Annotated in this window: 7 protein-coding genes, 1 rRNA gene and 1 riboswitch; of the genes, 6 read left to right on the forward strand and 2 right to left on the reverse strand. The window is 56.3% G+C overall.

Translation table 11 applies throughout. From position 1 onward, the window contains the following. The first annotated feature begins 38 nt into the window (after window positions 1-38). Window positions 39-956: a DNA-binding transcriptional regulator OxyR gene (gene oxyR, locus ET34_RS0114925; protein WP_031523372.1), complete on the forward strand. Its 918-nt coding sequence runs from the start codon at window positions 39-41 to the stop codon at window positions 954-956. Here oxyR and sthA read toward each other — a convergent pair. Beyond that, window positions 939-2,339 (reverse strand): Si-specific NAD(P)(+) transhydrogenase, encoded by a 1,401-nt coding sequence (sthA, locus tag ET34_RS0114930; protein WP_031523374.1) that lies wholly within the window; start codon window positions 2,337-2,339, stop codon window positions 939-941. The genes oxyR and sthA overlap by 18 nt on opposite strands. Window positions 2,340-2,591: 252 nt before the next feature. Between sthA and fabR the strand changes: the two genes are divergently transcribed. Then, on the forward strand, window positions 2,592-3,230 hold the full coding sequence (fabR, locus tag ET34_RS0114935; protein ID WP_035891484.1) for an HTH-type transcriptional repressor FabR: 639 nt from the start codon (window positions 2,592-2,594) through the stop codon (window positions 3,228-3,230). A 10-nt stretch (window positions 3,231-3,240) separates the two neighbouring features. Then, window positions 3,241-3,600 carry a YijD family membrane protein gene (locus ET34_RS0114940; protein WP_031523377.1) on the forward strand — a complete coding sequence of 120 codons (360 nt, stop codon included), beginning with the start codon at window positions 3,241-3,243 and terminating at the stop codon, window positions 3,598-3,600. A gap of 35 nt (window positions 3,601-3,635) precedes the next feature. Here the strand turns inward: ET34_RS0114940 and trmA are convergent, their stop codons facing one another. Continuing rightward, a complete protein-coding gene (trmA, locus tag ET34_RS0114945) occupies window positions 3,636-4,736 on the reverse strand; it encodes a tRNA (uridine(54)-C5)-methyltransferase TrmA (protein ID WP_031523379.1) in 1,101 nt (366 codons plus the stop codon). Between the two features lie 119 nt (window positions 4,737-4,855). Next, window positions 4,856-5,042, forward strand: a riboswitch (cobalamin riboswitch). Between the two features lie 68 nt (window positions 5,043-5,110). On the opposite strand from trmA, the gene btuB reads away from it, so the two are divergent. From btuB to ET34_RS0114960, 3 genes are all read left to right on the forward strand, one after another. Further along, a complete protein-coding gene (btuB, locus tag ET34_RS0114950) occupies window positions 5,111-6,970 on the forward strand; it encodes a TonB-dependent vitamin B12 receptor BtuB (protein ID WP_031523381.1) in 1,860 nt (619 codons plus the stop codon). Then, window positions 6,915-7,766 carry a glutamate racemase gene (murI, locus tag ET34_RS0114955; RefSeq protein WP_031523383.1) on the forward strand — a complete coding sequence of 284 codons (852 nt, stop codon included), beginning with the start codon at window positions 6,915-6,917 and terminating at the stop codon, window positions 7,764-7,766. Before btuB ends, murI begins: the two co-directional genes overlap by 56 nt. A 357-nt stretch (window positions 7,767-8,123) precedes the next feature. Further along, window positions 8,124-8,327 (forward strand): 16S ribosomal RNA (locus ET34_RS0114960); the annotation flags it as partial.

Here is an 8,327-nt window from a genome sequence, read left to right on the forward strand (position 1 = left end):
CTATCGCCATGAACTATCGTGGCGGCGGAGGATAAGTAATGAATATTCGTGATCTTGAATACCTGGTGGCGCTTGCTGAGCATCGTCATTTTCGTCGTGCAGCCGATGCCTGCCACGTCAGCCAGCCTACCTTAAGTGGTCAAATTCGTAAGCTTGAAGATGAGCTGGGCGTGATGCTGCTTGAGCGCACCAGCCGCAAAGTGCTGTTTACCCAGGCCGGGCTGCTGCTGGTGGACCAGGCGCGGACCGTGCTGCGCGAAGTGAAAGTGCTGAAAGAGATGGCGAGCCAGCAGGGCGAGGCGATGTCCGGCCCGCTGCATATCGGCCTGATCCCGACCATCAGCCCCTATCTGTTGCCGCTGGTGATCCCGATGCTGCATCAGACCTTCCCGAAGCTGGAGATGTATCTGCATGAAGCGCAGACCCATCAGCTGCTGGCACAGCTCGACAGCGGCAAGCTCGACTGTGCGATTCTGGCGCTGGTGAAAGAGAGCGAAGCCTTTATCGAAGTGCCGCTGTTTGATGAGCCGATGATGCTGGCGGTGTATGAGGATCATCCGTGGGCCAACCGCGACCGCGTGCCGATGTCGGATCTTGCCGGTGAAAAACTGCTGATGCTGGAAGACGGGCACTGCCTGCGCGATCAGGCGATGGGCTTCTGTTTTGAAGCGGGAGCCGATGAAGACACCCACTTCCGCGCCACCAGCCTGGAGACGCTGCGTAACATGGTGGCCGCCGGTAGCGGCATCACGCTGTTACCGTCGCTGGCCGTACCGCAGGAGCGCCGCCGAGATGGCGTGGTGTATCTGCCGTGCTATAAGCCGGAGCCGCGTCGTACTATCGGGCTGGTCTATCGTCCGGGGTCGCCGCTGCGCAGCCGCTATGAGCAGCTGGCAGAGGCCATCCGTAAATCAATGGATGGCCATTTCGACAGCGGATTAAAACAGGCGGTTTAAGCCGTTCAGCGCCGCTACCCGATAGGCTTCCGCCATCGTCGGGTAGTTGAAGGTGGTGTTAACGAAGTACTCAATCGTGTTACCGCCACCTTTCTGCTCCATAATCGCCTGGCCGATATGAATAATCTCGGCCGCGCGCTCGCCAAAGCAGTGGATCCCCAGAATCTCTTTCGTTTCGCGATGGAACAGGATCTTCAGCGTTCCGACGTTCATGCCGACAATCTGCGCCCGCGCCAGGTGCTTAAACTGGGCGCGACCCACTTCATAAGGCACTTTCATCGACGTCAGCTGCTGCTCGGTTTTGCCCACCGAACTGATCTCCGGAATGGTATAGATACCGGTCGGAATATCTTCCACCAGGTGCGCCGTCGCTTCGCCTTTGATCATGGCGTGCGCCGCGATACGACCCTGGTCGTAGGCCGCAGACGCCAGGCTCGGATAGCCAATGACGTCGCCCACCGCGTAAACGTGCGGCAGCGCGGTCTGGTACATGCTGTTCACTTTCAGCAACCCGCGCCCGTCGGCCTCCAGGCCAATATTTTCCAGCGACAGGGAGTCGACGTTACCGGTACGGCCGTTGGCGTAGAGCAGGCAGTCGGCTTTCACCTTTTTGCCCGATTTCAGGTGCACGATGACGCCGTCATCCACCCCTTCTATCTTCTCGTACTCTTCGTTGTGGCGGATCACCACGCCGCTGTTCCAGAAGTGATAGGAGAGCGAGTCGGACATCTCCTGATCGAGGAACGCCAGCAGACGGTCGCGGGTGTTAATCAGATCCACTTTCACGTTCATGCCGCGGAAGATGGACGCGTACTCGCAGCCAATCACCCCTGCGCCATAGATAATGACGTGTTTCGGCTCGTGATGAAGGCTGAGAATTGAGTCGCTGTCGTAGATGCGCGGATGGTGAAAATCGACGTCGGCAGGGTGGTAAGGCCGTGAGCCGCAGGCGATAACGAACTTCTCTGCTGTCAGGGTCTCCACCGAGCCGTCCGGGCACTCCAGCGCCAGGGTATGCTCATCAACAAAATGGGCGCTGCCCTGCAGAATTTCGCAGTAGTTACGCTCATAGAACCCTTGTCGCATGCGGGTTTGCTGATTAATAACGTTGTCGGCGTGGTTGAGAATGTCGGCGAAAGAGGAGCGGAGAAGGTGGGCGTGTTCACTGTACAGCGGGTTTTGTTTGAATTCGATAATACGGCTGACAGCGTGCCGGAGCGCTTTTGACGGGATGGTGCCCCAGTGGGTACATCCGCCGCCGACGCTCTGGTAGCGTTCAATCACGGCGACCCTGGCTCCCTGCTTAACCAGCCCCATAGCAGCGCCTTCGCCGCCGGGGCCGGAACCAATTACTATTGCATCATAATCGTAGGTGTGTGGCATGGTAAGGCGTACCTGTTCTTATACATAAAAGCAACAAGATTGTAACACCTCTCCGGGGATAACCCAATGAATACCCTTCATTAAGGATGGGCATAAGGTAAATATACCGAAACGGCAGGCTTTTGCGTCAGGCGTGACGGGCCTTGCGTGCGCTGCGTGCGCTGGCATAAATCTTCCATTCACAATCCGCCCCAAACCCGGTAATTTGAACCGCTCAAGAGTACCAGCAGTACAAATAAGGATGCAGGCAACGTGATGGGTGTAAGAGCGCAACAAAAGGAACGGACCCGGCGTACGCTAGTCGATGCCGCGTTCAGTCAGCTTAGTGCGGAGCGGAGTTTCGCCAGCCTTAGCCTGCGTGAAGTAGCAAGGGAGGCGGGGATCGCGCCGACGTCGTTTTATCGTCACTTCCGTGATGTGGATGAGCTTGGGCTGACAATGGTTGATGAGAGCGGCCTCATGCTGCGCCAGCTGATGCGCCAGGCGCGTCAGCGCATCGCCAAAGGCGGCAGCGTGATTCGCACCTCGGTGTCGACCTTTATGGAATTTATCGGCAACAACCCGAACGCCTTCCGCCTGCTGCTGCGCGAACGTTCCGGCACCTCAGCGGCGTTTCGTGCTGCGGTAGCCCGGGAAATCCAGCACTTCATTGCGGAACTCGCCGACTATCTGGAACTCGAAAATCACATGCCGCGCGCCTTTACTGAAGCGCAGGCGGAAGCCATGGTCACCATCGTGTTTAGCGCAGGTGCGGAGGCGCTGGACGTCAGCATCGAACAGCGTCGCCAGCTGGAAGAGCGGCTGGTGCTGCAGCTGCGTATGATCGCGAAAGGGGCGTACTACTGGTACCGTCGAGAGCAAGAGAAAATTGCCCAAAACGTTGAAAATTAAAGGATGAGCGATGAGAAATTCTGTTCAGGAAAAAGGCACGCTGCTGCTGGCGCTGGTGGCGGGCCTCTCCATTAACGGTACGTTTACGGCGCTGTTCAGCTCCATCGTACCTTTCTCTATCTTCCCGATTATCTCGCTGGTGCTCTCGGTCTGGTGCCTGCATCAGCGTTACCAGAACCGCACTATGCCGCCGGGGCTACCGGGCATCGCCGCCGCCTGCTTCCTGCTGGGCGTGCTGCTTTACAGCACCGTGGTGCGCGCCGAATATCCGGCCATCGGCTCCAACTTCCTGCCGTCCATTCTGACGGTGATCCTGCTGTTCTGGATTATCTTCCGGCTGCGTAATCGCCGGAACAGCCTGTCAGAATAAAAAAACGGCCCTCGCGTTGCAGCAGGGCCGTGTTCTTATTTGCGGGTCAGCAGTACGCCGCATTCCATATGATGGGTATACGGGAACTGGTCAAACAGCGCCAGGCGCGACACGTTGTGCGTCTGGCTCAGCGTCTCCAGATTGCGGCACAGCGTTTCAGGGTTGCAGGAGATATAAAGGATGGACGGATAGGCCTGCACCATCTTTACCGTGTCATCATCCAGCCCGCTGCGCGGCGGATCGACAAAGATCGTCTCGCACTGGTAGCTTTTCAGGTCGATCCCCTGCAGGCGGTTGAATTCCCGCTCGCCGTTCATCGCCTGGGTAAACTCTTCCGCCGCCATGCGGATAATCTGCACGTTGTCGATCTGGTTGGCGGCGATGTTGTACTGCGCGGAGGCCACCGATGGTTTGGCGATTTCCGTTGCCAGCACGCGGTCGAAGTTGCGCGCCAGCGCCAGCGAGAAGTTGCCGTTGCCGCAATACAGCTCCAGCAGGTCGCCGCGTGAACCGGTGGTCGCGTCCAGCGCCCACTCCAGCATCTGAATATTCATCGCCGCGTTAGGCTGGGTAAAGCTGTTTTCCACCTGGCGATAAATCATCTCTTTACCGGCTACCGGCAGACGCTCGTCGATGTAATCCCGATCCAGCTCGATTTTGGTTTTGGTGGCGCGGCCAATCAGCTGCACGTCGAAACCGCGTGCGCGCAGGCTGTCGCGCAGCGCTGCGGCCTGTTCGCGCCACTCGTCATCCAGCTTTTTATGGTAGAGCAGCGAGATCACCGCCTGATTGCTCATGGAAGTGAGATAGTCGATCTGGAACAGCTTGTGGCGCAGGATGCGGTTGTCGCGCACGCTCTCAATCATGGCCGGCATCAGCTGGTTGATCATTTCGCTGGCGGCCGGGAAACGCTCCACGCGGATACGCTGGCGCGTCTGGCTGTCGAAGATGATGTGGTAAAGATCGTCCCCGTCGTGCCAGATACGGAACTCAGCGCGCATCCGGTAGTGGCTCACCGGCGAACGGAACACCTCCGGCGCAGGTGCCGCGAAGGGCGCCATCATACTTTCCAGACGGCGGACTTTCTCATCGAGCTGCGCATCATATTGGTCAATCGGGAGGTGTTCAGGGGTCATCATGGCATCCTGGTGATAAAAAATTACGCGGGCGATTGTAGGGAATGCGGGCCTGATGTCCAGCTTTGTTCGATTTTTCATCTCCGCCAATAGCAGTCTGGACATCTATATGCCGCTACGGGTAGCATGCTCGCTCCGGTCTCCTGAGAGTGAAAAGGGAATCCAGTGTAAATCTGGAGCTGACGCGCAGCGGTAAGGAGCGGCGGGATGAATGCCTGGTGCAGACACTGCTTACTAATAAAGTGGGAAGTCTTCATCCGAACAACGCCACCAAGTCCGAAGACCTGCCGGAATACGTCGCAATAGGCTCGATTATCGCGTGCTATCGATCGCGCCTGCGGCATCCATAATAATAAGCGGATGCTTAGTTAATGATGATCAAAAAACTTTCGCTGTGGTCGGCGCTGTCCGTCACGGCATTTTCTGGCTGGGCGCAGGACAGCAGCCCGGATACCCTGGTCGTTACCGCCAACCGTTTCCAGCAGCCGGTTAATACGGTGCTGGCTCCGACTGACGTTGTGACACGCGAGCAGATTGATAAATGGCAGGCTAAAACGGTACTGGACGTTATGCGTCGCCTTCCCGGCGTAGATGTCGCTCAGAGTGGGGGAATGGGGCAGCTGGCCTCAGTATTCGTACGTGGTACCGAGTCGCGGCATGTGCTGGTTTTAGTTGATGGTGTGCCCGTCGCTCGTCCGGGTATTTCTAACGACTCTGATCTCTATCAAATTCCGGTTTCGCTGGTGCAGCGCGTTGAATATATCCGTGGGCCACGTTCCGCCGTGTACGGTTCGGGGGCGATTGGCGGCGTAGTCAATATTATTACGCAAAGCGACGAGGATCGTTCTCAGGTTGGCGCGGGCGTCGGCTCGAAAGGCTATCAGGAGTACAATGGTACGCTACGTCAGCGCTTCGGCGATACCATCGTGACCGCTGCGGGAGCGTATCAAACCACTAATGGTTTTAACGTGCAGCCCGATTCGACCTATGCGGGGGACCGGGATCGCGACGGTTATCGGAGTAAACTGTTCTGGGGTGGCGTAGAGCATACGTTCAACGATAACTTCAATGGTTTCTTCCGCAGCTACGGTTATAAGAATAATGCTGATTACGATCAGGGCGGCTGGGGTTATGACGGCGGTGGGGATGAAAACCAGCACTATTCACAATCATGGGATACGGGATTACGTTTCCACTCCGGCCTTTACTCTTCACAACTTCTTGCCAGCTACCAGCGTATCAAAGATTACAACTACAGCAGTTACGCCGGGCGATATAACACCGGCACGACGCTGGATGATATGGAACAGCGTTATATCCAGTGGGGTAATAATGTCGTCATCGGCCAGGGTTCTGTAAGCGCAGGCGCCGACTGGAAGCAGGAGCGCCTGACATCTTATGGTGCCGACTTCACCGGTGCGCCCGCGAAAGACAGCTATAAAAGAGATAACACCGGCCTGTACCTTACCGGCCAGCAGCAGATTGACCGCGTGACGCTGGAAGCGTCCGGGCGTGAAGATCATGATGATGAATTCGGCTGGCACGGCACCTGGCAGACCGCTGCGGGTTGGGAGTTTGTTGACGATTATCGCGTAACGCTCTCATACGGTACTGGTTTCGTCGCCCCTTCACTGGGTCAGCAGTATGGCGCTGAGCGTTTTGGCATAGCTGCTAATCCAGACCTGCAACCTGAGGAGTCGAAGCAGTGGGAAGCCGGAATCGAAGGCCTCACCGGCCCTCTGGACTGGCGCTTGTCCGCTTACCGATACAAAATTCAGAACCTTATGTCTTACGATAATGACGCTTACTACAACGTCAAATCGGCCACAATCAAAGGCCTTGAGTGGACGGGCAATATCTCAACCGGGCCAGTAGCGCATAGCCTGACGCTTCAGTATATCGATCCGCGCGATGACGAAACGGACCAGGTGCTTAATCGTCGGGCTAAGCAACAAGTCAAATATAACCTCAGCGGTAATGTCTACCACCTCGGGTGGGATGTAACGTATCAGTACATCGGTAAACGTTACGATGTTGATACCACTGCGTCACCTTATCGCACCGTAGAGATGGGCGGCGTCAGCCTCTGGGATCTCGCCGTGTCATATCCAGTCACCTCTGCTCTGACAGTTCGTGGTAAAATCGCCAACCTGTTCGATAAAGAGTACGAGACGGTATATGGCTACGCTACTGCAGGACGAGAATACACTTTGTCTGGCAGCTACACCTTCTGAGGCACGTCCAACCGTACTGGTGTTTGACTCCGGTGTGGGTGGGCTCTCTGTCTATGATGAGATCCGGCAGCTCTTGCCGGATCTGCACTATATCTACGCGTTCGATAACGTTGCCTTTCCCTATGGTGAGAAGAGTGAAGCGTTTATCGTTGAACGCGTTGTTGAGATCGTGACAGCTGTTCAGGCGCGTTACCCGCTGGCGCTGGCGGTCATCGCCTGCAACACGGCAAGTACCGTGTCGCTGCCGGCCCTGCGCGACAAATTCCCCTTCCCGGTGGTAGGCGTAGTGCCCGCTATTAAACCTGCGGCGCGTCTTACTGCGAATGGCGTTGTCGGCCTGCTGGCAACCCGCGCCACGGTACGTCGTCCTTATACGCATGAACTTATCGCCCGTTTTGCAACCGAGTGCCAGATTGAAATGCTGGGATCGGCTGAGCTGGTGGAAATGGCGGAAGCGAAGCTGCATGGCGAGCCGGTGTCGCTGGAGGAGCTGCGCCGTATCCTGCGCCCGTGGCTGCGGATGCCGGAGCCGCCGGATACCGTGGTATTAGGTTGCACTCACTTCCCGCTGTTACAGGAAGAACTGCTGGCAGTCCTGCCGGAAGGTACGCGTCTGATTGATTCCGGGGCGGCTATCGCGCGTCGCACTGCCTGGCTGCTGGAACATGAAGCGCCGAAAGCGGAATCGGCAGACAGCAACATTGCGTACTGCATGGCGTTTACCCCGGAAACTGCGCAATTAATGCCCGTTCTGGAGCGCTACGGCTTTAAAAAGCTCGAAAAACTGCCAGTTTGACGCGGTTTTGTGTAAAAAAAAGACGGTTGAAAACTTTTTTCAAATTAGGGGTTGTCAGGGAAAAAGAACTCCCTATAATGCGCCTCCACTGACACGGAACAACGGCGAACAGGCCGGCCTGTCAGGTGAAGGCAAGCGAAATAAATGCTTGACTCCACAGCGGGATAGCGTAGTATACGCAGCCCGCGCCGCTGAGAAATAAGCGAAGCGGCACTGCTCTTTAACAATTTATCAGACAATCTGTGTGGGCACTCGGGGCACTGATATCTTTCACGTCGCAAGACGAAAAAGCATTATCAAGTCTCAAGAGTGAACACGTAATTCATTACGAAGTTTAATTCTTTGAGCATCAAACTTAAATTGAAGAGTTTGATCATGGCTCAGATTGAACGCTGGCGGCAGGCCTAACACATGCAAGTCGAACGGTAACAGGAAGCAGCTTGCTGCTTTGCTGACGAGTGGCGGACGGGTGAGTAATGTCTGGGGATCTGCCTGATGGAGGGGGATAACTACTGGAAACGGTAGCTAATACCGCATAACGTCGCAAGACCAAAGAGGGGG

The sequence above is a fragment of the Siccibacter colletis genome (assembly GCF_000696575.1).
Lineage (GTDB): Bacteria > Pseudomonadota > Gammaproteobacteria > Enterobacterales > Enterobacteriaceae > Siccibacter > Siccibacter colletis.